A 21,807-nucleotide genomic window follows, 5' to 3' on the forward strand; every position below is an offset into this window, starting at 1 on the left:
CGCGCAGACGGGTGGAGCCATTTCCGAGAAACTTTCCGTTGCTTGTCGGTGGATGCTGATCGGCATCCACCTTTATCCCACCACAGCAACGGGAAATAGCCATGAATACACCAGGCAGTAGCGAACACGCCACCACCGATCGCATCTCGGAACGCGCTCACGAGACTGTAGACCAGGCCGCCAGGGGCGCCGGCAAGGCCGAAGAACGGATCCGCCATGGGGCGGCGAGCGCGGAGGAGAAAGCCAAGGAGGCCGGGGCGAAGGTCAAGGAGCAATCCGAAGAGGCCCTGCAATCGGTTAGTGGCTTCGTGCGGGAAAATCCTTTGCTTTCCCTGGGTCTCGCATTCGCGGCGGGGACCTTGGTGGCTGCTTTACGGCGCCGTTGATCGTGTTCCGTGGCCACCAGTTAAGGCAGGAGGCCGCGCATTTGCGCGGCCGAATTGATCACGGTGCCGGCCTTGTGCGCTGGCGGATCGACCGCTTGCTGCACCGGGCACGGGCCCTGGCCCGCCGGCCTGCTGTGCTGGCCATTGCCTTTGGGTGTGGCTTGTTGGCCGGTCGCCTGGATATGCCCGGCATCAAATATACCTATGGAATCCTGGCGGGCCAGATGAAAGCCTGGCGGATTGCCTCCAGTCTGATCGGCTCGCCGCTTCGCTGACCGCGACTTATTTCTCGGGGCGCTGCGGTTCTGCTTCCGGGGGTTGCTGCTCTGCAGCGTCAACGAGCGATCTCGCCTGGACGAGCAAGCTGTTAACGCTCGCCCGGCTTTCACGGAACGTGAGGTCCCGGGTGATGTGCCGGAGTCGCCAGAAGGCCAGCGCCGCCAGCACCACATGTGCCAGTGTTACCGTCAGCAGCGCGCCCGTCAGGCTGAAGGCCTGCAGGCTGGCCAGGGCGACCACCAGACTCGCCCCGGCAAACAGCCAGCTGCCCACCAACAGAAGCGCAATCATCACGGTGAGCCCGATCATCATCAGCACCGTGTGTCCGAACAGCCGCGCCTCTACCGCAAGAAGGCGAGCGATGTCCGCCGCCAGGGTCTTCAGGATTTGCGTGATGTCCTGGCTGCGGTCGTGACCGCCATCCTCGTCCTGACTGGGATCTGTTTCCTTCATGGTCGTGCGTCCTCCCGGCTACTCAGCGCGTGTTTCAGGCTGGACTTGATTTCACCCCAGATGGCCACAAAGAACGCCGTCAAAGGAATCGCGAGTACCATCCCGATAATCCCGTTCAGGGCGGTGCCCCAGAAGAACAGGGAAATGATGACAAGTGCGGGGTGCAGGCCAGAACGGTTGGACATGATCTTCGGCGTCAGCAACCAGCTTTCGATCAGTTGTATCACTGCGAACGCCAGTACGGTCAGCATCAATAGCTCAATGCCGCCATCCGGCTGAAGGTAGGCCAGGGGCAGAATCACCAACAGTCCGATCAGGGTTCCCAGGAAGGGGACGATATTCAGCAGTCCCAGCACGAGCCCGGCAAGCACGCCGTACTGCAGGCCGATCAGCGTAAAGCTGAGCGCATACAGGGCACCCATGATCATGGCGATCATCAGTTGGCCCTGGAAGAAGGCGGTCATGTATCCCACGAAAACATCCATGAAATAGAGTAATTTCTGCTGAGTGCGCCCTTGGAATATGGATAACAGTTCCGATGCCTTTCCCCGCAGCGAGTCACCCGAGAGCAGCGCGAAGAAGAGAAACAGCGGAACGAAGCTGATACCCGCCAATATCCCCAAATAGGACATAACGGTCTCTCCGGTGACTTCCAGAGAAGACTCGGACTCCCCCCCATTGCCGGCTTCCAGGCGTTCCGAAATCATGGCGCTAATTTCCGGAAAGTAAAACGAAAAATGATCCTCCCAGCGCGCCAGGGTCTCGGGCAAGGCGGTTACCAGCTGAACGATCTGGGCGGTCAGGGTGGGGACAAGAAAGAACAACAGGGCGCCGACCCCAAGAAAGAAGATCGCCATCAGCAGCATGATGGCCAGCCATCTGGGCAAGCGAAGCCGGGTCTCGAGAAAATTCACTACTGGATGAAGCACCAGCGCCAGGATGCCTGCGATCGAGAGCGACAGGAGGAGGTTGTAGAACGTGCTCAGTATCCAGCCTAGAGACCACGCAACAATCGCGATCAGCGCGGTCAACGCCACCAGGGACAGCAAGACCGCCGTATAGCGGAACAAGCGAAGCTCGGCGGCGTTGAACAGTCGTTTATGCGGGCGTAACCCGGCGCGGTCCTGAGCAGCCCTCCCGCCCCCTTCATCGAGGGATTCCTCCGTGTCGTGGGGCATTGTGGGGGGCCTGGCTCAGGTCCTTGACGATTTGCCGAAGAAGAACAACCCGACACCGGCCGCTGCGGAAGCCGCGCCCAGGACCAGAAACCAAATGGTGGAGTCCGTGAAACGGCCGGTAACGGCCTCGGTCACCTGGTCGCCGAGACTTTGGGATGAGCGATACGCAAAGAACAGCAGGATCAGGCCCACAACAATCAAAACAACTGCCAGGATCTTGTTCAGTGCCAGAGTTTCATTAGTCGCCATGGTTAATCGTCCTAATGGATGAGGGGTCGTTATTCAATGATGGCGTGCGGGAAAAGTCGCGGTGTTGGAAACCGCAACCGTCAATAGTGTCCACCATGCATGGGGGCGCCTACACGGTTAAGCCGGCCACAAGGTTCCACCGGTACCTCGCGCGATCACCCCGCAGCGTCATCCCTGGCGTAGTAGGAATCCACAGTTGAATGCCAGGTTGCGTCGGCCATGTTGGGCCATTCATCCTTGGGAAACCCTGGTGCGTTCTTTAACCACTCGGGATCGGCGTCAAGCAAAAATCGCTTGTGCTCCTTGTCGTGCTTCAAGGCCTTCCACGGGATCGCGAATAAACGATCACCCATGCCTAGAAAACCGCCTGAGGCCAGGACCGCGTACCGTATTTCGCCCTCGCTGATGTCAAGCATCACGTCCAGGATCTTGCCCAGCTTCTCTTCCCGCAGGTTGCAGACCTCGTCACCGGTTATGGTGCTGGCGCTCACTAGCGTGGGTCCGACATGTGTGTCGTTGGAGGCTTCTTGGCCACTTTCCGAGCCGGGTGCAGAGCCGATCATTCGGTTTTCTTCTTGGCGTCGCTCTTGAGGTCCCCGTACTTGGCTTGAGCCTTGCCGGCATGCTTCTCGGCCTTACCCTTGACCTCGGTGCTCTTGTCGCCGGTCGCCTTGCCAGCAACTTCCTTTAGCTTCCCTTTGGCTTCTTTCCCATGACCTTTGCTTTGATCCTTGTTCATCAGATGATCTCCAGGTAGTGGTAGCGCTCGTTGTCGGCCTCTTCCACGCGGTCAGTAGAGGCAGCTTGAAGCTTCCAAACTAGGGCAAGCCCGGCGGTGGGTCTGTGCGCTGCCCAACATATACAGAGGCCCTGGAAGACCGCGGGATCAAGAGCCCGTGTACAGGGATGCTGTAGGCGAATGGGGATCATGAGCGGGGGGGGGCGTGGTGCGCAGGGGCCTGCGAGGGCTTCCGCACGAGCGAGGCGGGTTCCGATGGAGATGCCTGCATGCCGCGTGGAGGCATCTCCGGATCAGAGCTGGGACTTGATCGGTAGCAGGAGCTTCTCGGAGAGCTTTTCCCGCAGCGGGCGCGTATTCCAGCGCTCAAGGGAATACCGCTCTGCGGCCAGCAGGTCTGCCTCGAAGACGTCCGTCATCTCCCTGGCGAATGCGCCGTTGTAGATGTTCAGACTCGCTTCGTCATTGAGCCGAAGCGATCGCATGTCGAAATTGGTCGATCCGACCGAGACAAACTCGGTATCGATGACCAGGAGTTTGGTATGCAGCATGGTGGGCTGATAGACGTGGATCTCGACCCCCGCGCGCAACAGCTCGCCCCAGTCGGCCTTCGAGGCGATTTTGACGGTAAGCGCGTCGATGTGTGGTCCGGGTAACAGGATACGGACGCGGACGTCGCGACCGCGCGCAGCCACCAAGGCGTCGAGCAACAGCTTGTCGGGCACAAAATACGACGCGGCCAGGTCGATCGTCGCCTCGGCCGCTGCGATGGCAAGCAGGTACATTAGATGCATGCTCTCGCTGCCGCCGGAGGGCGAAGCGATAAACACGTGCGCGTCGATCTCGCCCTCCTCCTGCAGGGCCGGAAAGTAGCTCGGGCCGTTTCGCACCTCGCCGGTGCTTTTGATCCAGTTATCGTTGAAGGCTGCCTGCAACTGCGCCACTACGGGCCCTTCGACCCGAAAGTGCGTATCACGCCATTGCTCGGGGTCCCCTCCGTCGCCGGTCCACTGATCCGCGATGCCCACCCCTCCGGTAAAGCCAATGCGACCGTCGACCACCAGAAGCTTGCGATGGGTGCGGTTGTTCATGCGTCCGAGGTTGTACCAGCGCAAAGGCCGATAGCGATGCAGCTGCACCCCGGCGGCCTGCATGGAATCCAGCAGCGACTGATCCATCTTGGCGCTACCGACCCAGTCGATGATGACGCTCACCTGCACGCCCGCGCGCGCCCGCTCGGAAAGGGCTTGCGAGAACTCTGCTCCAATCTCGCCTGACCAGTAGATGAACGTCTCGAAGGTGATGGAGGTTTGTGCCGAGCGAATCGCCAGCAACATTGCCGGGAAAATCTCGTCGCCGTTTTGCAGCGCGGTCACTTGATTGCCGTGCACGATGGCGGGGCCCAGCATGACGGACATCTCGCGCCGAAACTGCGGGTCGGAGACCGCGTAGCGATGTTCGATCTTGCGATCGACCACCTCCCCGGATGTGGAGAAGTTTTGCAACAGGACCAGCGTCAGGGTGGTGGCGAGCGCGGTGATGCCAATAACCCAGAACATCGATCGTCGGCTCCCAGCCAGTGACATCGCGGAGGTACTCCAAACGGGTGTAGCGGCCAGGCATTGCGAAGTGGCCCCCTGGCTGGCGCCAAAAACGCCAGGGGGGAGCACTTTCATGGTCGGTCCACGACGCGCGGGGTGACCGAGCTCAAGTGGTCAGCTCACCAACCATGCCAACGGCGCAAGTGGGATGATGCGACGCTTGTGGACGCGCGTCCGTGCGAAACCGCACGTAGCGTGCCGGGGATGGTTCATCCCGGCGGTGCGGATGCCATCCGCCCGGTCGCTGGAAGCGAGTGACGTTCGTGAGCAGTGTTTCCCTAGGCCGACATCCAGCGCGAACCGCTTTTTTTGGCTTGATACATGGCCTTGTCGGCCGCTTCCAGCAGAGAGACCGGAGAGGTCGCGTCCTTGGGGTAGAACGAGATGCCAATGCTCGCGGAGATGTGGACAGAGGTTTGCCCGATGTCGATGGCCCTGGCGAGTTCCCGAGTAATGGTTCTGGCCACACGCTCGACATCCTTGAGCTGTTTGACGCCCGTCACCAGAACGGTAAATTCGTCGCCGCCCAGGCGGCTCACCGTATCCTCCTGCCGGATGCAATGCGTGAGGCGCTCGGCGACCTCCGAAAGTAAGCGGTCACCCGCTTCATGCCCAAACGAGTCGTTGATCTCCTTGAAGCCATCAAGGTCCATGAAAAGGACCGCAATGGACTGGCCGCTGCGTTTCGCATGGTTGACGCCCTGTTCCAGACGATCAAGAAAAAGACGTCGATTCGGAAGCCCAGTCAACAGGTCGTGATTGGCGTGATGCCATATTTTTTCCTCGGCGACGGCTTGTTTTGTAATATCCCGAGAGGTGCAGACAATTGCTTCGGTGTTGCGATGCTCGTCGAGTACGGGCGCAAGCACATACTCGAATCGATCACCCTGACCAGAGGGAAACATGTGGACGAATTTTCCTCGTTGCGTGCACTGGTCAGCAACGACTTTGTCGATGCTGTGCTGGAAGGCCGGGGCGAACGGGAAGCCGAGGTCAAAGCTGGATTTGCCGATGATCGCCTCGGGCGCGAGAGCGAAAAGATCGGCTGTGGCCTTGTTTGCGTAAACAAATCGCCCTTCGGGGTCCAGCACATGAATCGGGTCTGGCGACGCGACCAGAATGGCCCCGAACAGTCGGGTTTCCATCTCCTTGACGGTCGCATATTGTTCCAGCGATTCGGCGACGGCCTGGTCTATCGCTTCATGAAACCGGGTGAGATCCTCAAGCTGTTGGCCAGCGATCGTTGGGTAATCTTTCGTCCAGTGTGAGACCACGCTCGCGCGCAGGGCGCGAAATTCGGAAACGGTCTCAATGACGCTGAAGCCGCTGGTCTGTCGATCACCGCCGTGGACTTCCGCCCAGGACTCGTCCCCCGTCTTCGGCTCGCAGCCTTTCGATTTGTCGGCCTGTTCCGACTCGCTCTGGTGGGACTCGAGGTCGTCGGCAATGGTCAGCAGCATGTCCCTGGCGTGGTCACGCAGTCCGGTCGTCCCCATCTGGCTGGCATGAAGAAGGGTTCCGGCAAATTCTTCCCAGTCCTGAAGAATCGGCTCCATTTCTTTCCTGATAAATTCAGCGAGGCGCATAGGGGTATTCATGGATTGGGTTGGTAATAATAACAGACGGGCTTGGCAGGGCCGTTCGTGTGGGTTGGGATATTGGTGTTTTTAGATTCATGTCAGGAATACGAGATAACTTCCCAAGAAGTGTGAACTGGTTTGCACTTGTTATCATGCCGCCGCGGGTTCTGATGGGTTTTATTTTGGATGATGTCACGTGCTCGCCTGTTAACCAGCGTATCCCTGACGCCGACGTCGTGGGCTTCGCCGCAGGGGGGATGCGCCAGCAGCGCTGCGGCCCGGTCATGGCGTTCTTCGGGGTCGCTTGCGGGGGTGTCGATTGCATGATGTGCTGTCCCACAAGACGTCGCTCCGAGCCCCGTCAGTGACCTTCGACAAAAGCCTCGGCCTCCCGCTCCAGTCGCTGACGGTCGCGAGCCAGCATTCCGTTGGCGTCTGCCAGAGCCAGCACCATCTCCACCTGGCGCCGGACCTCCGAGAGGACCGCGAACGCCTCGCGTTCCTCGGCGGCCTCGCGGACCCGATCGAGCATGTGCATCAGGTGCCGGGCCGTTTCCGGGTCGCGGGCGGCGGGCTCCCGCAGTCGTTCCGCGCATAACTGCACGAGGTTGGCAGGGTCCCAGCCGAACTCGTCGTAGATACAGCGGCCGTCCTGGTCCTTGTCGTGCAGCCGCGGCAGCCCACGCTCGACGATCTCCACGAGGACGGCTTCGAGGTGGACCAGCACCTCGTGGGCGGTCGCGGTGTCCGCGTGTGCCTGCAAGGCGAACGTCCCGACGTCGACCAGCTGGCTCACGGCGAACGCGAGGTCCAGGTCAGCGCTGCGGGTGCGGGCAAGGCTGATCGCTTCGGCCACGCTGTCGAGGTTGGCATCGGCGGGGGAGACGAGCGCGACCGTGCAGCGGGGGGTGACAAACTCGCCAACGCGGCAACGGAGATGTACGACCCCGCCGGCCGGCAGCGCCTTGCGCATCCGGTCGATGTCGATGGCGGTAACCCAGCCGGTGCCCGGGGCCAGGACCGTCTGCGCTGCGGACGTGGGTGGCGGCACCCCGGTGATCTCGAGCCGTGCCCCGGGGTGGCGATCGAGTACCTTGAGGGCGTTATCGGCGAGATGGCTGACCAGCTCCGACAACGACAGACTGCGCGTGGCGTGCTGGATCGCCAGCAGCACGCCCGCCATCGCGGCCAGTGCGATGATCACCGCCAGCACCGTACTCACAATGGGCGCGGCCGCCTGTTCGTCGGAGGGCATCCTTACCAGGATGACCAGCACGGCCACGACGCCTGCCGACATGAATGCGAGCAGATTCCGCTGGAAGCGGTCGTCCAGAAAGGTCAGCAGCGTCCGGGGCGAGAAGTGCGCGGCCATCAGGCCAACCACGACGGTGCGCATCCAGAGGCCGAACACCGCGACCGTGATCAGGCCCCCGGTCACTGACCCCAGCAGGACCCGTGCGCTACCCACAGTGCCGAGCTCGACGGGTGGAGGCCACAGCCATGCGGTGTCCACGGCCAACGCCGCCAGGCCCACGCCCAGACCGGCCGCCATCGCCATGCCCATCGCCACCGTGATCTCGCCCAGGCGGAGGGTGGCCCAGCGGGGCCGGGGCCGGCCGCGGTTCGTCTCCCCCATGCTGTCACCTCCAAGTGGTGACCGATTGGCGTGTAGAGGCCCCTCGGCAATTCCTGACGAATCAGTTCGGGCGGATGTGCTCCGTAGAGTCACCGGGCGGGACCGTTGTGTCGGTGCGTTGCCACACCGAGTGGCGCACCACTCTGATCATCTGGACCCGCGAACAGAAGCCCGGGGCAGCCATGTCGGCATGAGCTGGAATCGGGGTGCGCTTGTGCCATCGGCCGTTCGGAGCTAAGCGCGACGCCGCACATAAATGGACGTGCCGGCGTGCTATACGGATGGTGTGCCTTGTTGGAGAGATCCGGAATGTCAGTGAACCGTGTCGACCAGGACGCCGCGGCGGGCCTCTGGGATGACTGTGACCCGCCGTGCCTTTCGCTTTATCAACCGACTCATCGGGACCACCCGGACAATGAGCAGGATCCAATACGCTTCAAGAATCTGGTGAAAGCGCTGGAGGACTCGCTGCGACAAAAGTTTGCGAGCGACGAGATCCAGCCCTTGCTCGAACCCTTGCTGGCCCTCGCGGACGATCGCGAGTTCTGGAACTGCACCTTCGACGGCCTGGCCGTGTTGCGCGACAGGAATCGGTTTCGGGTCTACAAGCTCCAGCGCCCGGTCCCCGAATTGGCGGTTGTGGCGGACAGCTTCCACACCAAGCCCTTGCTGCGCATCCTGCAATCGGCGGATCGCTATCAGGTGCTCGCCTTGAGCCGGCACGAGATGAAGGTGTTCGAGGGCAACCGTGACGCCCTGGACGAGATCACGCCTGCCGATGGCGTGCCGCAGACGATCACCGAGGCGCTGGGTGACGAACTCACCGATTCCCGCCAGACGGTGTCGGCCTATGGCGGCAGCGGCGGCGGCCAGGCCCCCATGCACCATGGCCATGGGGGCCGAAAAGCCGAACTGGACGATGACGCGGAGCGATTCTTCCGCGCAGTCGATCGCGCGGTCCTTGAACACCATTCCAAGCCCTCCGGCCTGCCGCTGCTACTCGCTGCCCTGCCGGAGCACCACCACATGTTTCACGCGCTCAGCCACAACCCTTTCCTGATTTCCGAGAGCCTGGACGTGCATCCGGATGCGCTTGCGTCGAGCGACGACTTTCGCGAGCGGGTCTGGCAAACCATCGAACCTCGCTACCTCGAGCGCCTGGCCGGGCTGGTGGATGCCTTCGGCAGTAACCAGCCGAAGGGCCTTGGCTCCGACGACCTGGCCGAGGTGGCCCGGGCCGCCGTGGGCGGGCGCGTGGCGACCCTGCTGATCGAAGCGCGCCGGGAAATCCCCGGTCGGGTCGATGCGACGACCGGCGAGCTTGAGTTCGACGATCTCTCCCACCCCGAAACGGACGACGTGCTCGATGACCTGGGCGCCCTGGTGCTCAAGATGGGCGGCGAGGTGGTCGTGGTGCCGAAGGAACGGATGCCGACCGGTACGGGAATCGCCGCAATCTACCGCTACTGAGGCACGTGACATGCAGATTCAGATCAACACGGATGACAACATCGACCAGTCCGGTGCACAGCCGGAGCAGACCGAAGCCACCATCAGAAACGTCCTGGAGCGCTTTGCGGATCAGGTGACGCGCGTGGAGGTTCACCTCAGCGACGAGAACAGTGACAAGAAATCCGGCAACGCCGACATACGCTGTCTGCTGGAAGTCAGGGTCGAAGGTCTCCAGCCCGTAGCCGTGACCGATGAAGCCGCGACCGTGGGGCAGGCGGTCGACGGTGCCGCACGCAAGATGAGGCGTTCCCTGGACAGCACGCTTGGAAAGCGGAAGAACCACTGAGGTTACCGGCCAGCACCGATCGCCGTTGGCCATTGGTGACCTGTCGAAAAGCGGATGAAACACCCTGGAGATCCTGGTACTAACGAAGTGGGCCTCCAGCCCGTTCCGGACCTGGGCGGGCGCTTTCTGGCGTTGCTCGCCGAGGCTACATATCCCTGTGTGGGCGCCAAGTCCGCGTTGGCCCGTGGCTCGATCGAAACTCATGAGTTCGGCGCACTAGGGGACTCCGGCAATGATCGACCGATGCTGGATGATCTTTCTCGATTCGTTGCCATGATCGAAGCAAGTGCTTGCAACGAGGACATCGTGCACTCTTATGTCGCCCTGTTCAGTGGCCCAGGCGATATGAGCGAGCTTCGTTTCGAGTCCTTGATGTGGGCGCAGTTGTGGCGAATCCACAAGCTGGACATTCTGGCGGGCAATCCTCCCGCCGACGATGTCAACAGCGATAGTGACAGCCCGCTGTTCAGCCTGAGCATAGCGGGGCATCCGTTCTTTGCCATTGGGCTTCACGCGAACGCTTCGCGGCTCGCCAGACGGTTTACCAACCCGGTATTGGTGTTCAATTCCCACCGCCAGTTCGAGAAGCTAAGAAAGGACGGACGTTTCAAGAAGATTCAGGCAGCGACTCGGGCACGTGACATCGCGTTGCAAGGATCCCGAAACCCCAATCTGGCCGAGTTTGGAGAAGCAAGTGAGGCCAGGCAGTACAGTGGCCGTGAAGTCGAAGCCAACTGGACATGCCCATTCCATTTCAAGGAAAAGCCGTGAACACGGACGTACCGACGGTGAGAATATCTCCCTGCTCCGCGCAGGCGGTCGAGCTTGGCCCTGGAGACGAACTGGTGGTGATCGATCCCGAAGGCCAGCAGGTAAGCGATGTGGTCGCATTCGGGAATCCGGATCATGGGGAGTATCTGTCTTCAGGGCGTTCTCTTGACTATGCCTCACGCTTTTGGCTCACGACGGGCGATGTACTGTACTCGAACCGCAGTCGGCCAATGTTCACCATCATCGAGGATACCTGCGGGCGGCATGATTTCACTTTGACACCTTGTTCGAAAGATACCTTCAGAATCATCTATGGGGAGAACGAGGGTCGTCCGGGTTGCGAGGGCAATCTGGCGGCGGCACTGGCCCCTTACGGCATTGGTGTCGATCGCATTCCCATCGCATTCAATGCGTTCATGCATGTGTCGATCGATGCCACAACGGGGGAGTTCGGCGTTCTTCCTCCGCTCAGCAAAGCCGGGGATTTCGTTCGCCTGCGCGCCGAGATGCCCCTCGTGGTGGCGATGTCCGCATGTTCCGCCGGGCAGTCGAATAATTTCTCCTTCAAGCCGATCGATTTTCAAGTTGTGCGCAGAAATCCGCCGTCATGCTCGAATGGCTGATACCGGAGTTCGATGGGTCCCTCATGCTCCGTCACCTGCGCGATCTTGTGTTGGCCTATCTGCTCGCGATCCCGAGTGCCTGGGACCGGGAAGTTCGCGATCGCGCCATTGGACTGCGGACGTTCCCGTTGGTCGCCGTTGCCGCCTGTGGCTACGCCCTGATCGGCTTCTCGGTACTGGAGTCGCCCGACGCACAGGCCCGGATCATGCAGGGCCTGATCACCGGCATTGGATTCATCGGTGGCGGAGCGATTCTCAAAAGCGGTGGTAGCGTGGAAGGTACGGCCACGGCTGCCAGCCTTTGGGCAACGGGCGCGATCGGCCTGGCAGTCGCCGCGCATCGTTTCGAGATCGCGATCCTCATCAGCATCGCGACGTTTTTGACGCTGCGCTATCTCAAGCCGCTGATGCATGCTCCCGAGAAATCCGGGGAATAACAGGCTGGGTTCGGTACCGCACGGAACGGTTCCGGGTCGGGTGGCTACTGTCTCGGGATGATGCGGATTGCCGTTGTCCTGGCTGTTATAGGCATGGCCCTGCCGGGATGGGTGATCGCGGCCGAGCCACCGCTCGTCCTGACGCCCCTGGAGTCGGAGGAACGGCTGGAGGCCCCGGCGAGTGTCGGCATTGTGCCGGAAGCGTCCGACGAGGCCATCGCGGCCCGGCTGGAGCGGATTCTGGTTGCAACGGGCTGGTACGAGCAGCCGGCGGTCACGGTCGATGAAGGGGTGGCATTCCTGTATGGCCAGGCCCGTCGTCAGAACCACCGCCAGTGGGCCGGCGATCTGGCACGCAGCACCCAGGACGTGGTCGCGGTGGTCAATCATCTCGAGTTGATCGAGCCGTCGATCTGGGACCTGAGTCCGGCGCTAAGTGGCTTGAACGAGCTCGGCAGAACGGTGCTGAGAAGCCTGCCTTACGTGCTTTTCAGCCTGTTGCTCCTCGCGCTGGCCTGGTCCCTGGGCGTGCTCGTCACGCGGTTGCTGCGATGGACCACAAAGACCAGTAAACGGAACAATCTGCTGAAGGACGTGGTCGCCCGGGGCGGGGGTGTCCTGGTGTTCGTTGCCGGCTTGTACAGCGTGTTCCACGTGGCCGGGCTGACCAACGTCGCGCTGGCCGTTCTGGGTGGTACGGGGCTTGCCGGCATCGCGCTGGGTATCGCCTTTCGCGACATTACCGAGAATTTTCTGGCGAGCATCTTTCTGAGTGCACAGAACCCCTTTCGGACCGGTGATCTGATCGAGGTCGGGGGAACCCGCGGGTTCGTGCAAAGCATGACGATTCGGGCCACGGTGCTGATGACCCTGGACGGCAACCACGTGCAGGTACCCAACGCGACCATCTACAAGAGCGACATCACCAACTTCTCGGCCAACCCCAATGACCGCATGGAGTTCGGCGTGATGATTGGTCTCAACGACTCCATCACCGACACCCAGGCGATTGGCCTGGCCGTACTTGCGGGTCACCCGGCGGTGCTGGAGAACCCCGAGCCATGGGTTGTCGCCGAGGAGATTCGCAATGCGGCCGTGCTCATCAAGCTGTCATTCTGGTTTGATTCACGAAAAACCAATGGCCAGCAGTTGCGCTCGGCGCTCATTCGGCTGACCAAGCGCGCGCTGATGGAGGCCGGCATGACGATTCAGGCCGAACAACGTCAATACGTGGAACCGATTGCCGACGGTCCCGCGGAAGAATCGGGGGCAGCCATGACCGTGTCCGAGGCCGAGACCCGCCCGGAAGGCGAGGTCATTCGCAATCAGGCCGCGCTCGCGCCCATGCCGGAAAAGGGAGAAAACCTGCTCGACCAGTGATCCAGTTGAGTCGTCATCGACGTCTCCGGGTATTTCTTGCCACTCCGTTTGTTGCCGCACAGAGCGTTCCCGTCCCCCGTGGTATCGATGCCAGGGTGCGTCCATCCCCCGACGCCCTGGAGAAGAATCATGGCTAAGAAAAAAACAGGTCGTTCATCACAGGCGCCAGGCAAAGGCGGTAAATCGGCCCCAGCCGCGCTCAGAACCAACGACATCGTTGCGGAGCAAGCCGCAGCCAGCGACGATTTCGTCGCCGCGATGCCCTACAACACCATCAAGGAGCAAGACCACGGTCACGACAACGCGGTGGCGCCGCCGGCCGGTCCTACTACGGAGCCGGGGTCCAGTGCGTTGACTGCGAGCACGATGACCGAGGAACCCGGTACGGCGAAAACTGGCGGGCCGGCTCGGCTCGGAACGAACGCGACGGTCGCCCCGCTCGACCGGGTCCGGGTCGATCCCAGCGAGCAACCGTTGACCACCAACCAAGGTGTTCGGATTGGCGACAATCAGAACACCTTGAAAGCGGGGCTGCGCGGGCCATCGTTACTCGAAGATTTCATCCTGCGGGAAAAGATCACCCATTTCGATCACGAACGTATCCCGGAGCGGATCGTCCATGCACGCGGCTCCGGGGCGCACGGATATTTCGAAGCCTACGACGGGCTGACCCAGTACACCCGCGCGGCGCCGTTCGCCGAGAAGGGCAAGATCACGCCGGTGTTCGTGCGATTTTCCACGGTGGCGGGTGAGCGCGGTTCGAAGGACACCGCGCGCGACGCCCGTGGCTTCGCGGTGAAGTTCTATACCGACGAAGGCAACTGGGACCTGGTGGGTAACAACATCCCGGTGTTCTTTATTCAGGACGCGATGAAGTTTCCCGATCTGGTCCACGCCCTCAAGCCGGAACCGCATCATGGCATGCCTCAAGCGGGGTCCGCACATGACACGTTCTGGGACTTCGTCTCGCTGTCGCCGGAGTCCACCCACATGTTGATGTGGGCCATGTCGGATCGCGCGATACCGCGCAGCTACCGGATGATGCAGGGCTTTGGCGTGCACACCTTTCGCCTGGTCAACGAGCAGGGCGAGTCCGTGTTCTGCAAGTTCCACTGGACGCCGCTCCAGGGAACGCACTCGCTGGTCTGGGACGAAGCCGTGAAGATCGCGGGCGCCGACGCCGATTTTCATCGGCGTGACTTGTGGGAGGCCATCGAATCGGGCGAATTCCCGGAATGGGAACTGGGTGTGCAGATCTTCACCGAGGAACAGGCCGACGGCTTCAGCTTCGACGTGCTCGACTCCACGAAGATCGTGCCGGAAGAGCTGGTCCCGCTGACGCCCGTGGGGCGCATGGTGCTCAACCGCAACCCGGACAACTTCTTCGCCGAAACCGAGCAGGTCGCGTTCTGCACGGCGCATGTCGTCCCCGGCATCGACTTTTCCAATGATCCGTTGCTCGCCGGTCGGATCCATTCCTATGCGGATACGCAGATCACGCGACTCGGGGGGCCCAATTTCCACGAGATCCCGATCAATTCGCCGCTTGCCCCGGTGCAGAACAACCAGCGCGACGGCATGCACCGCCAGGCCGTGCATCGCGGGCGCGTGGCCTACGAGCCGAACTCACTGGGGGGTGGCTGCCCGTTTCAGGCCGGGACCGCCGGCTTCGTGTCGTTCCCGGATGCCCATGCGGAGGACAAGGTCCGTGGCAAGCCGGAGAAGTTTTCCGAGCACTATGCGCAAGCCACGTTGTTCTTCGAGAGTCAGACCGACGTCGAGAAGGCGCACATTGCAGCCGCATTCCGCTTCGAGCTGAGCAAGGTCGATGTCCGCGCGATCCGCGAACGGATGGTGTCCTCGCTGGTGAATGTTTCACGGGAACTGGCGGCAGAGGTCGCCACTGGCTTGGGCATGGAGGTGCCGGATGCCATGCCGAAGGCCGTCACCGATCCGGAACCGCCGGAGATCACCGAGTCGCCAGCGTTGTCGCTGATGGCGCGGCCCGGCGAAACCGGAATCCGCACGCGCCAGATTGCGGTACTGGTCGAGGAGGGCGTCCACCATGCCTCGCTCGTCGATCTTCATGGCGCGCTGACGGACGCGGGTGGCATTGTTCATTTTGTGGGTTCACGAGTGGGCACGTTCGTCGGCGATTCCGGCGAAAAGATCGAAGCCAACAAGTCCATGGAGAATTCTCCGGCCGTCCTGTTCGATGCATTGGTGCTGCCCGATGGGAGCGATGCGGTCCAGGCGCTCGCAGCCAACGGGCACACCATGGAGTTCATCAAGGACCAGTTCAGGCACTGCAAGACGATCCTGGCCTTGGGGGCTGGCCGCGAGCTTCTGGAAATGGCGGGCATTGACTCCGCCATGCAAGAAGATCCGGGCATCCTGTTGGCGGACGCTGGCGGCGTGACCGAGGGCGCATCAACATTCATCGACGCGCTCACCGCTCATCGTCATTTCTCCCGCGACAGCGATCCACCCGCGAAGTGATGCAACCCGGCCTTCGGCGATCTCGCGACTACGCGGTCTTCCGAAGACGTTACCGTGCCTCGCCAAAGCGGGGTGGGGCCTCGCCTGGTTGTGGGGGCTCCGCCGCAGACCCGATACAACGTAGCCGTTTCATCGAAAACCCGTGTTTCCCTCGCGGTCGGAGAGCGAAATCATGCCCCAGTTACGCCGGTTGACGACCGACCGGCTGCGCGTCTTTTTCAGTCGGCTCAAAGATCGTTTATGGGTCAGGCCACTGGGCCTTAGCGTGCTTGCCGTGGGCGGTACGTTCGTTGCCCGGCTCGCTGACGGCACGGGGCTTGCCAAGGTATTGCCCCGCATCCAGCTGGACTCTGTCGAATCCTTGTTGACCATCATGGCGTCCAGCATGCTGGTTATTGCCACCTTTGCAGTAGGCGCCATGGTCGCCGCTTATGCGTCGGCCAGTGTCAGTGCGACCCCTCGATCCATCCCGCTCGTGATTTCCGATGATGTTACCCAGAACGCATTGTCGGCGTTTATAGGGGCCTTCATCTTTAGTATTGTTTCTCTCATATCCGTTCAAAACGAGATATTTGGCCACGCCGGCCTGTTTTCGATTTTTTCGCTGACCCTTCTGGTGTTTGTGATTGTCATCGTTACCTTCGTGCGCTGGGTCGACCGAATTGCCCGACTGGGGCGCGTGGTCAACACCATTGAGAAAGTGGAAGAGGCGGCCACGGATGCACTCGATCGGCGTCGTCATGCGCCCACGCTGGGCGCTTTGGCAGGCCCCATGAATCCGACCAGGGACCTTGGGGCCCCGGTCTTCTCGCCAACGGTTGGTTATGTCCAGCATATTGATCTGGAGACGTTGCAGTCGGTCGCTGAAGATGCCAACTGCCGCGTTTTGGTGACGGCTCTGCCGGGTACGTTCGTCAGCGCGCGCCGTCCTCTTCTTCGCATTGAAGGGTGCGAGGCGTTCGACCCGGAGGCCTTTGCTGTCGCCTTCAAGATTTGTCCCAACCGTGCGTTTGATGATGACCCGCGGTTCGCGCTTGTCGCCTTGTCGGAGATCGCCGACAAGGCGCTGTCGCCTGGCACCAATGATCCGGGGACCGCGATCAATGTAATCGGCTCAATGGTCCGACTGTTTACACTTTGGGTGTCACCGCTGGAGAAGGACCGGGTGGCGGAAATCACCTATGACCGGGTATTCGTGCCGAGCTTGGAGATCGACGACTTGTTCGACGACGCATTTACGGCTCTGGCTCGTGACGGTGCCGGTTTCGTGGAAGTTGCGATCCGACTGCAGAAGGCTTTTCGTGCGTTGGCCGAGACCGATGACCAGGCGATGGTCGCGGCCGCCAATAGGCATTCACGCATGGCACTGGCCCGTTCCGAACAGGCCATGTCATTGCAGGACGATATCGAGGCAGTACGCAGGGCAGCAGCATTTTCGGCCGTGTAGTACAGGACGAGTAGAACGCGGCCGGGCGGAAATCGATAGGGCGAACACTATCGCGTGGAGGTATGCGGTACTGGAGGTGTGGAGTCCAGGCATAAAAAAAGGCAGGGGCTTTCGCCCCTGCCGTCTAGTTATCCCACTAGATCCGGGTTGTGCTTGCGATCAATCGCGGCGTTCGAACTCCGGCGCAGAGCGCAGCTCTTCACGGGTAACGTCGACGCGAAGTTCCCGATCATCCGCAGTGCCGGAGGTGGTCACGTGACCCCAGCCAATGGCGACGTCTTTCTCGCCCATGCCCAGGAATCCGCCAACACCGATCACAATAGCGACGATCTGGCCGTTCTCGTCAATGATCAGGTCATCGACCGAACCGAGATCTTCATCGCTCGTGGTTTTAACATCAGTGCCGATCAGCTCGCTCGCGTGCATGCTGTTGGCCGGTGAAGAGTCCATATAGCCGCGGCTCTGCATGCGGGCCTCGTCGCGGGTGGCACGGTAATCTTCTGCACTTTTCGAGTCAGACTGCCCGGCGCGCTGGCCCTGTTCACTCTGGGTGCTCTGCGCGTCGCGCTCAACGTCCCGCTCATCGTACTGCTGTGCCAGCACAGAACCTGCGCCGAGGGTGATGGCTGGGGTGACCAAAGCGTAAAAGGCAAATGAATGTAGCTTGTTCATGTGAATCTCCTTCGAAACGGATATCCCGGCTTGGAAAAATTTCCGTTTTAACGGCTTCATCAAAACCTGTCCTTCCTAGCGACATTGCCGGGAAGGGACTGAATCGCCACGTTGCAGCGGATTCAGGATGAGAATTCAAAATAGGCTCAGGGCGTTAACGGGTCTGTTCGCTGGCACACTGACGGGGGCCGTTCGCGTTCTTTGTGATCGCTGAGTGTTGAAAATGTGAAGGGATTGGCGGTTCCAAAAAAGCGATGAGTCAAGGTGCCCCGGCGTGGCGGGTCGGACGACAGGACCTGGACGTACCCGGGAGGGAGGAGGGGGCGTGAAGCACCATGGAGATGGCGCTTGCGGATTGAGTATTCGAGCGTCGGGAGCCGGTGGTGAGGTGGACCGGGGGCTTTGGCAACAGGTGGGGTGCGTGCGCCAATCCCGAGGGCGTATGCGCGCGGGGTGCATGAAGGCCGGGCGAAGGGCGCCACCGGCGTGGGTTGCGAATGCGCGCATGTCGCGAGCGACGAGCGCTCGCGAAGTGTTTCCCTAGGTGTGATCTCTCAATAGGTTGTCCACGGGGCGACTCCGAAGGATGCTGAGTTTGCCGACTTAGCCATTCCAAGGAGGACGCCCCGTGAACCTTCACCAAAATGCCTTGTTTGGACCGCGCGGTCGAGAGCGGATGGTCCGTTGTGTCGTGGATCGAGGCTGGAGCATTCGAGCCACGGCCCGCGCCTGTGACGTGGACCCGAAAGTCGTGCGCCGCTGGGTGCGACGGTTCCAGGAGGCGGGCCCTGCCGGCCTCCTGGATCGTTCTTCCCGGCCTCGGCGTCAGCCGCGTCGAACGCCGCGTAGGTGTCAGCGTCAAGTTGTGGCCCTGCGCCGGCAACGCTGGACCATGGATCGGATCGCCCGGTTCGTGGGTGTCTCGCGCGCCAGCGTCAGCCGCATCCTGCGGCGCGAGGGGCTGAACCGCCTGGCGGCGTTGGAGCCGGTCGAGCCGCCGCGGCGTTACGAGCACGAGCATCCCGGCGACCTGTTGCACCTCGACATCAAGAAGCTGGCCCGCTTCCGCCATCCCGGGCACCGGAGGACCGGGGTCCGGGCCAAGGACTCCATCGGTGTGGGCTATGAGTACGTGCATGTCGCGATCGACGATCGCTCGCGCATCGCCTTCAGCGAGATCCATCCCGCCGAGCGGGCCCGGGATGCGATCGCCCACCTGGAAGCGGCCGTGCGCTACTACGCGACCCTGGGCATCACCATCCGGCGGGTGCTGACCGACAACGGGCCCTGCTATCACGCCCGGGCGTTCAGTCAGGCCTGCCGACGACTGGGGATCCGCCACCGTCGCACCCGGCCCTACACGCCCCGAACCAACGGCAAGGCCGAGCGCTTCATCCAGACCGCCTTGCGCGAGTGGGCCTATGCCTTCACCTACGCCACGTCAAAGGAACGCAAAAACCATCTTCCCCGATGGATCCATGACTACAACTGGCACCGTCCACACGGTAGCCTGAACCAACAACCACCCATCAGCATCCTCGGCCTACCCGAGGACAACCTCGTGAGACTCCACACCTAGGGAAACACTGATCAATGAACGCGTTCGCGCTCGAGTCGCTTTTGCGTGCGAACAAGGCGCGGTGACTGCCGTGCAGTCATTCTGCACAAGGGAGCCGCAACGCTGTGCGCGCGCAAAAGCGGCCGAGCCCCTTCTTTCAATAACTTGCGGGGTTGGCACCCCAGGTTCCCCGATCCTGCGTTGCGCCGCTTACAGGTAGAACCACTACCTGTTGCACGACGCGCCTTGTCTCGGAAAACCTGGGGTACCAACGCGAACGCGTTCATTGATCAGTGTTTCCCTAGGTGGCCAGCAGCAGGTAGGCGGCCGCCCCGATCACGCCGGCCAGAATCGCGACTGCGACCAGCCCAACGCCGAACAACAGGCGATTGGTGCGACGGGCGGCGTCTTGGGGACGGGCCGGCGCCGGTTGCTCGGGTTCGGCATGCGCGGTATCTCGCCCGTGGCGCAGGAGGTCCAGCATCGCGTCGATGCGGTCGTTGTCGAAGGCGAAGGGGTCGAACCGGCGTTGGCCGAAGCGTTGCAGTAGTTGGCGAACGTCCACGGCCGCCGGGACGTATTTCATCGACCATTCGCCGAATCCCGGGGTATCCAGTGACTGCTCGCGCAGTACCCGGACCTCTTCGTGGCGACGATCACGGCGGATGCGGTCGACGGTTTCGCGCACCGCATCCGGGTCGCCCTCCAGGCACTGGAAGAAGTGCCCGTCGCCATAGTAGAGCGCGCCGACAATCCCGCTGCGCGGGTTGTTCTGGCGCGACTGCATCAGGATGCGACTGACTTCGGGCTCAATGCCCTGGTTGGACGTGTTTTCGCGAAACGTGGCGCGCGAGGCGTAGACGAGCTGGAGAATGGCGGGCATGCGGACGTCCTTCCTGGGAAGTAAGGAGAAGACCGCCCCCGCTGCGTGGGGTTCACTCAATCATCTGGTTTACGTGTTCCAGACCGATCGCGTCGTCTTCCCAGTTGAGCTGGGTTGTGCCGGGCTTGGCGGCCAGGCGGCGGATGGCGGCAACCGCGTTGCGGTCGATGGAGGCCAGGCGATGCCGCGTGGCGTTGTGGCTCTCGATGTTGGCCGCCTGCAGGATGTCGCTGTAGTTGACCGGTTCGCCATCCTCCGGCTCGCGCTTGAGGTTCTCGTGTTCGGCCACTGCGCGGATGATCTCCGGCTCGAAATTCCAGTTCTTCAGCATCGCGCGGCCGATGGGGACATGCGCGGCGTCGGCGGCGGCCTGCAGGGCGCGCGGGTCCTCGTAGATCTCGGGTGTCTTCTCCGCGCGGCGCAGGATCGGGATCATGCCGATGTCGTGCACCAACCCGGCGAGCAGTGCGGTATCGGGGTCCAGGTGCGGGTGCCGGCGGGCCAGCAGGTAGCTGATGATCGCCACCTCCAGGCTGTGGTTCCACAGTTCTTCCATGCGTGCGCGGATCATCTCGTTCCCGCTCTGGAAGACCTCCTTCATCGACAGCGCAATGATGGTCTGGCGGGCGCGTTCCATCCCCAGGCGCGTGACGGCGGAGCGAATGGTCGCGCAGCGCGTGAGCCCACGGTAGGCCGGGCTGTTGGCGTGCCGCACCAGGCGCGAGGCCAGGGCCGTGTCGCGCGAGATCAGGTTGACCAGGTCAACAATGGAGCTGGACTCGTCCTGGGTGATGAACAATGCCTGCACCGAGACATCGGGCAGGGTCGGGATCTCGATCTGGTGACGTTCGAGATCCTCGCGCAGGCGTTCCAGAAACTTTTCGACTTCCGCTCGGGTGGCCAAGGGCAATCCATGTCCGGCTGGGAAATGACGCGCCGATTATGCCATACCGCGCCCTCGCGGACGGGGGATCCGCGCCAGTTGACGGGCCGCTGGCCCCTGCCGATGATGAAGGGAGCCGACAGGAGGTCGTGATGCGCCGATTCGTGCTGGATACCAGTGTCTTCACCAACCCGCATGTGGCCGGGCAGTTCGGCGAGGATGCCGAAGACATCCTGCGGACCTTCCTCACCCTGGCGCGCCATTGCCCCGCCGAGTTCTACATGCCGTTGTCGGTGTACGAGGAGTTTCGTGGCATGCGCGACCTCGAGGCCATGGCGGCCGATTTCGAGACCGTGGTCTGGGTGCGCTCGCCGCGGCGCTTCGCCCTGATGCTGCCGAGCGACATCCTCTACGAATTCATCGACGAGGTGCGTACGCGGATTGACCGCGGCCTGCGCATTGCCGAGGAGCATACCCGCCAGGCGGGGGCGGCCGAATCGCTCAAGCCCGAACTGATCACCCAGCTACGCGAGCGTTTCCGCGAGGCGATGCGCAAGGGGCTGGTGGATTCGCGCGAGGACGTCGACGCCGTGCTGCTGGCGATGGAGCTGGACGCCGAGCTGGCCAGCGCCGACGAGGGCATGCGCAAGCTGGGCAACCGCATGGGCATCAAGCTGGTCACCGCCGACTACCTGCGTCGGGTGATGGAGAACCTGGCCGAGTCCGGCGGCCACTCGCGCGAGCTCTGAGCGCTT

Annotated in this window: 23 protein-coding genes; 12 read left to right on the top strand and 11 right to left on the bottom strand. The window is 62.0% G+C overall.

All coding sequences use genetic code 11. From position 1 onward, the window contains the following. Positions 1 to 101 precede the first annotated feature (101 nt). Positions 102 to 386, top strand: coding sequence for an ElaB/YgaM/YqjD family protein (locus TVD_RS03205; RefSeq protein WP_018650424.1), 285 nt, complete (start codon positions 102 to 104; stop codon positions 384 to 386). A gap of 41 nt (positions 387 to 427) precedes the next feature. After that, a complete protein-coding gene (locus TVD_RS03210) occupies positions 428 to 661 on the top strand; it encodes a hypothetical protein (protein ID WP_018146292.1) in 234 nt (77 codons plus the stop codon). A 7-nt stretch (positions 662 to 668) separates the two neighbouring features. Here the strand turns inward: TVD_RS03210 and TVD_RS03215 are convergent, their stop codons facing one another. The 8 genes from TVD_RS03215 to TVD_RS03250 all read right to left on the bottom strand — a co-directional run bounded on the left by TVD_RS03215 (position 669) and on the right by TVD_RS03250 (position 8,101). Beyond that, positions 669 to 1,118 (bottom strand): hypothetical protein, encoded by a 450-nt coding sequence (locus tag TVD_RS03215; RefSeq protein ID WP_047250795.1) that lies wholly within the window; start codon positions 1,116 to 1,118, stop codon positions 669 to 671. Further along, positions 1,115 to 2,296: an AI-2E family transporter gene (locus TVD_RS03220; RefSeq protein ID WP_052772669.1), complete on the bottom strand. Its 1,182-nt coding sequence runs from the start codon at positions 2,294 to 2,296 to the stop codon at positions 1,115 to 1,117. Before TVD_RS03220 ends, TVD_RS03215 begins: the two co-directional genes overlap by 4 nt. Positions 2,297 to 2,311: 15 nt before the next feature. Beyond that, positions 2,312 to 2,545 carry a DUF3185 family protein gene (locus TVD_RS03225; protein ID WP_019568800.1) on the bottom strand — a complete coding sequence of 78 codons (234 nt, stop codon included), beginning with the start codon at positions 2,543 to 2,545 and terminating at the stop codon, positions 2,312 to 2,314. Between the two features lie 155 nt (positions 2,546 to 2,700). Then, positions 2,701 to 3,108, bottom strand: coding sequence for a PRC-barrel domain-containing protein (locus TVD_RS03230; protein WP_018176496.1), 408 nt, complete (start codon positions 3,106 to 3,108; stop codon positions 2,701 to 2,703). Further along, complete coding sequence (locus tag TVD_RS03235; RefSeq protein WP_018176495.1) at positions 3,105 to 3,284, bottom strand: CsbD family protein; 180 nt, start codon at positions 3,282 to 3,284, stop codon at positions 3,105 to 3,107. Before TVD_RS03235 ends, TVD_RS03230 begins: the two co-directional genes overlap by 4 nt. Positions 3,285 to 3,577: 293 nt before the next feature. After that, complete coding sequence (locus TVD_RS03240; protein ID WP_240472287.1) at positions 3,578 to 4,870, bottom strand: phospholipase D-like domain-containing protein; 1,293 nt, start codon at positions 4,868 to 4,870, stop codon at positions 3,578 to 3,580. A gap of 293 nt (positions 4,871 to 5,163) precedes the next feature. Then, complete coding sequence (locus TVD_RS03245; protein WP_047250797.1) at positions 5,164 to 6,471, bottom strand: GGDEF domain-containing protein; 1,308 nt, start codon at positions 6,469 to 6,471, stop codon at positions 5,164 to 5,166. 355 nt (positions 6,472 to 6,826) lie between these two features. Further along, positions 6,827 to 8,101: a DUF2254 family protein gene (locus tag TVD_RS03250; RefSeq protein ID WP_047250798.1), complete on the bottom strand. Its 1,275-nt coding sequence runs from the start codon at positions 8,099 to 8,101 to the stop codon at positions 6,827 to 6,829. 315 nt (positions 8,102 to 8,416) lie between these two features. Here TVD_RS03250 and TVD_RS03255 point away from each other — a divergent pair, with 315 nt between their 5' ends. The 8 genes from TVD_RS03255 to TVD_RS03290 all read left to right on the top strand — a co-directional run bounded on the left by TVD_RS03255 (position 8,417) and on the right by TVD_RS03290 (position 17,056). Next, positions 8,417 to 9,571, top strand: a complete 1,155-nt coding sequence (locus TVD_RS03255) for a baeRF3 domain-containing protein (RefSeq protein WP_018167960.1) — start codon at positions 8,417 to 8,419, stop codon at positions 9,569 to 9,571. 10 nt (positions 9,572 to 9,581) lie between these two features. Next, a complete protein-coding gene (locus TVD_RS03260; protein WP_018167959.1) occupies positions 9,582 to 9,899 on the top strand; it encodes an HPF/RaiA family ribosome-associated protein in 318 nt (105 codons plus the stop codon). A gap of 54 nt (positions 9,900 to 9,953) precedes the next feature. Then, positions 9,954 to 10,670, top strand: coding sequence for a guanitoxin biosynthesis heme-dependent pre-guanitoxin N-hydroxylase GntA (gntA, locus tag TVD_RS03265; RefSeq protein WP_231365756.1), 717 nt, complete (start codon positions 9,954 to 9,956; stop codon positions 10,668 to 10,670). Beyond that, positions 10,667 to 11,293, top strand: a complete 627-nt coding sequence (locus tag TVD_RS03270; RefSeq protein ID WP_018167957.1) for a DUF1989 domain-containing protein — start codon at positions 10,667 to 10,669, stop codon at positions 11,291 to 11,293. Before gntA ends, TVD_RS03270 begins: the two co-directional genes overlap by 4 nt. Further along, entirely contained in the window at positions 11,278 to 11,730 is a 453-nt protein-coding gene (locus tag TVD_RS03275; RefSeq protein ID WP_018167956.1) for an MgtC/SapB family protein, read from the top strand. The genes TVD_RS03270 and TVD_RS03275 overlap by 16 nt, the downstream gene beginning before the upstream one ends. A 93-nt stretch (positions 11,731 to 11,823) precedes the next feature. Continuing rightward, complete coding sequence (locus TVD_RS03280; RefSeq protein ID WP_047250799.1) at positions 11,824 to 13,110, top strand: mechanosensitive ion channel family protein; 1,287 nt, start codon at positions 11,824 to 11,826, stop codon at positions 13,108 to 13,110. A gap of 129 nt (positions 13,111 to 13,239) precedes the next feature. Further along, positions 13,240 to 15,609, top strand: coding sequence for a catalase (locus TVD_RS03285; protein WP_240472288.1), 2,370 nt, complete (start codon positions 13,240 to 13,242; stop codon positions 15,607 to 15,609). A gap of 172 nt (positions 15,610 to 15,781) precedes the next feature. Next, positions 15,782 to 17,056 (top strand): DUF2254 domain-containing protein, encoded by a 1,275-nt coding sequence (locus TVD_RS03290; protein WP_047251892.1) that lies wholly within the window; start codon positions 15,782 to 15,784, stop codon positions 17,054 to 17,056. Positions 17,057 to 17,215: 159 nt separating this feature from the next. On the opposite strand, the gene TVD_RS03295 is transcribed toward TVD_RS03290, so the two are convergent. Further along, a complete protein-coding gene (locus TVD_RS03295) occupies positions 17,216 to 17,728 on the bottom strand; it encodes a PRC-barrel domain-containing protein (RefSeq protein ID WP_019627355.1) in 513 nt (170 codons plus the stop codon). A 628-nt stretch (positions 17,729 to 18,356) separates the two neighbouring features. Here TVD_RS03295 and TVD_RS03300 point away from each other — a divergent pair. Further along, a complete protein-coding gene (locus TVD_RS03300; RefSeq protein ID WP_082119066.1) occupies positions 18,357 to 19,307 on the top strand; it encodes an IS481 family transposase in 951 nt (316 codons plus the stop codon). A 280-nt stretch (positions 19,308 to 19,587) separates the two neighbouring features. On the opposite strand, the gene TVD_RS03305 is transcribed toward TVD_RS03300, so the two are convergent. Together TVD_RS03305 and TVD_RS03310 are read right to left on the bottom strand one after the other, a co-directional pair. Then, complete coding sequence (locus TVD_RS03305; protein WP_019562639.1) at positions 19,588 to 20,169, bottom strand: BLUF domain-containing protein; 582 nt, start codon at positions 20,167 to 20,169, stop codon at positions 19,588 to 19,590. 52 nt (positions 20,170 to 20,221) lie between these two features. Beyond that, on the bottom strand, positions 20,222 to 21,073 hold the full coding sequence (locus TVD_RS03310) for an HDOD domain-containing protein (protein WP_018167949.1): 852 nt from the start codon (positions 21,071 to 21,073) through the stop codon (positions 20,222 to 20,224). A 131-nt stretch (positions 21,074 to 21,204) separates the two neighbouring features. On the opposite strand from TVD_RS03310, the gene TVD_RS03315 reads away from it, so the two are divergent. Next, the gene (locus TVD_RS03315; protein ID WP_018937979.1) at positions 21,205 to 21,801 is read left to right on the top strand and encodes an RNA ligase partner protein; all 597 of its coding nucleotides are present in this window, start codon (positions 21,205 to 21,207) and stop codon (positions 21,799 to 21,801) included. The last annotated feature ends 6 nt before the right edge of the window (positions 21,802 to 21,807 follow it).

Source organism: Thioalkalivibrio versutus (assembly GCF_001020955.1).
GTDB lineage: Bacteria > Pseudomonadota > Gammaproteobacteria > Ectothiorhodospirales > Ectothiorhodospiraceae > Thioalkalivibrio > Thioalkalivibrio versutus.

Bases quoted from the DNA above. Each gene is read 5' to 3' on its own strand.
- TVD_RS03205 (WP_018650424.1), top strand. From the start codon at position 102: ATGAATACACCAGGCAGTAGCGAACACGCCACCACCGATCGCATCTCG.
- TVD_RS03215 (WP_047250795.1), bottom strand. From the start codon at position 1,118: ATGAAGGAAACAGATCCCAGTCAGGACGAGGATGGCGGTCACGACCGC.
- TVD_RS03220 (WP_052772669.1), bottom strand. From the start codon at position 2,296: ATGCCCCACGACACGGAGGAATCCCTCGATGAAGGGGGCGGGAGGGCT.
- TVD_RS03225 (WP_019568800.1), bottom strand. From the start codon at position 2,545: ATGGCGACTAATGAAACTCTGGCACTGAACAAGATCCTGGCAGTTGTT.
- TVD_RS03230 (WP_018176496.1), bottom strand. From the start codon at position 3,108: ATGATCGGCTCTGCACCCGGCTCGGAAAGTGGCCAAGAAGCCTCCAAC.
- TVD_RS03235 (WP_018176495.1), bottom strand. From the start codon at position 3,284: ATGAACAAGGATCAAAGCAAAGGTCATGGGAAAGAAGCCAAAGGGAAG.
- TVD_RS03240 (WP_240472287.1), bottom strand. From the start codon at position 4,870: ATGTCACTGGCTGGGAGCCGACGATCGATGTTCTGGGTTATTGGCATC.
- TVD_RS03245 (WP_047250797.1), bottom strand. From the start codon at position 6,471: ATGCGCCTCGCTGAATTTATCAGGAAAGAAATGGAGCCGATTCTTCAG.
- TVD_RS03250 (WP_047250798.1), bottom strand. From the start codon at position 8,101: ATGGGGGAGACGAACCGCGGCCGGCCCCGGCCCCGCTGGGCCACCCTC.
- TVD_RS03260 (WP_018167959.1), top strand. From the start codon at position 9,582: ATGCAGATTCAGATCAACACGGATGACAACATCGACCAGTCCGGTGCA.
- gntA (WP_231365756.1), top strand. From the start codon at position 9,954: ATGAAACACCCTGGAGATCCTGGTACTAACGAAGTGGGCCTCCAGCCC.
- TVD_RS03275 (WP_018167956.1), top strand. From the start codon at position 11,278: ATGCTCGAATGGCTGATACCGGAGTTCGATGGGTCCCTCATGCTCCGT.
- TVD_RS03280 (WP_047250799.1), top strand. From the start codon at position 11,824: ATGGCCCTGCCGGGATGGGTGATCGCGGCCGAGCCACCGCTCGTCCTG.
- TVD_RS03285 (WP_240472288.1), top strand. From the start codon at position 13,240: ATGGCTAAGAAAAAAACAGGTCGTTCATCACAGGCGCCAGGCAAAGGC.
- TVD_RS03290 (WP_047251892.1), top strand. From the start codon at position 15,782: ATGCCCCAGTTACGCCGGTTGACGACCGACCGGCTGCGCGTCTTTTTC.
- TVD_RS03295 (WP_019627355.1), bottom strand. From the start codon at position 17,728: ATGAACAAGCTACATTCATTTGCCTTTTACGCTTTGGTCACCCCAGCC.
- TVD_RS03305 (WP_019562639.1), bottom strand. From the start codon at position 20,169: ATGCCCGCCATTCTCCAGCTCGTCTACGCCTCGCGCGCCACGTTTCGC.
- TVD_RS03315 (WP_018937979.1), top strand. From the start codon at position 21,205: ATGCGCCGATTCGTGCTGGATACCAGTGTCTTCACCAACCCGCATGTG.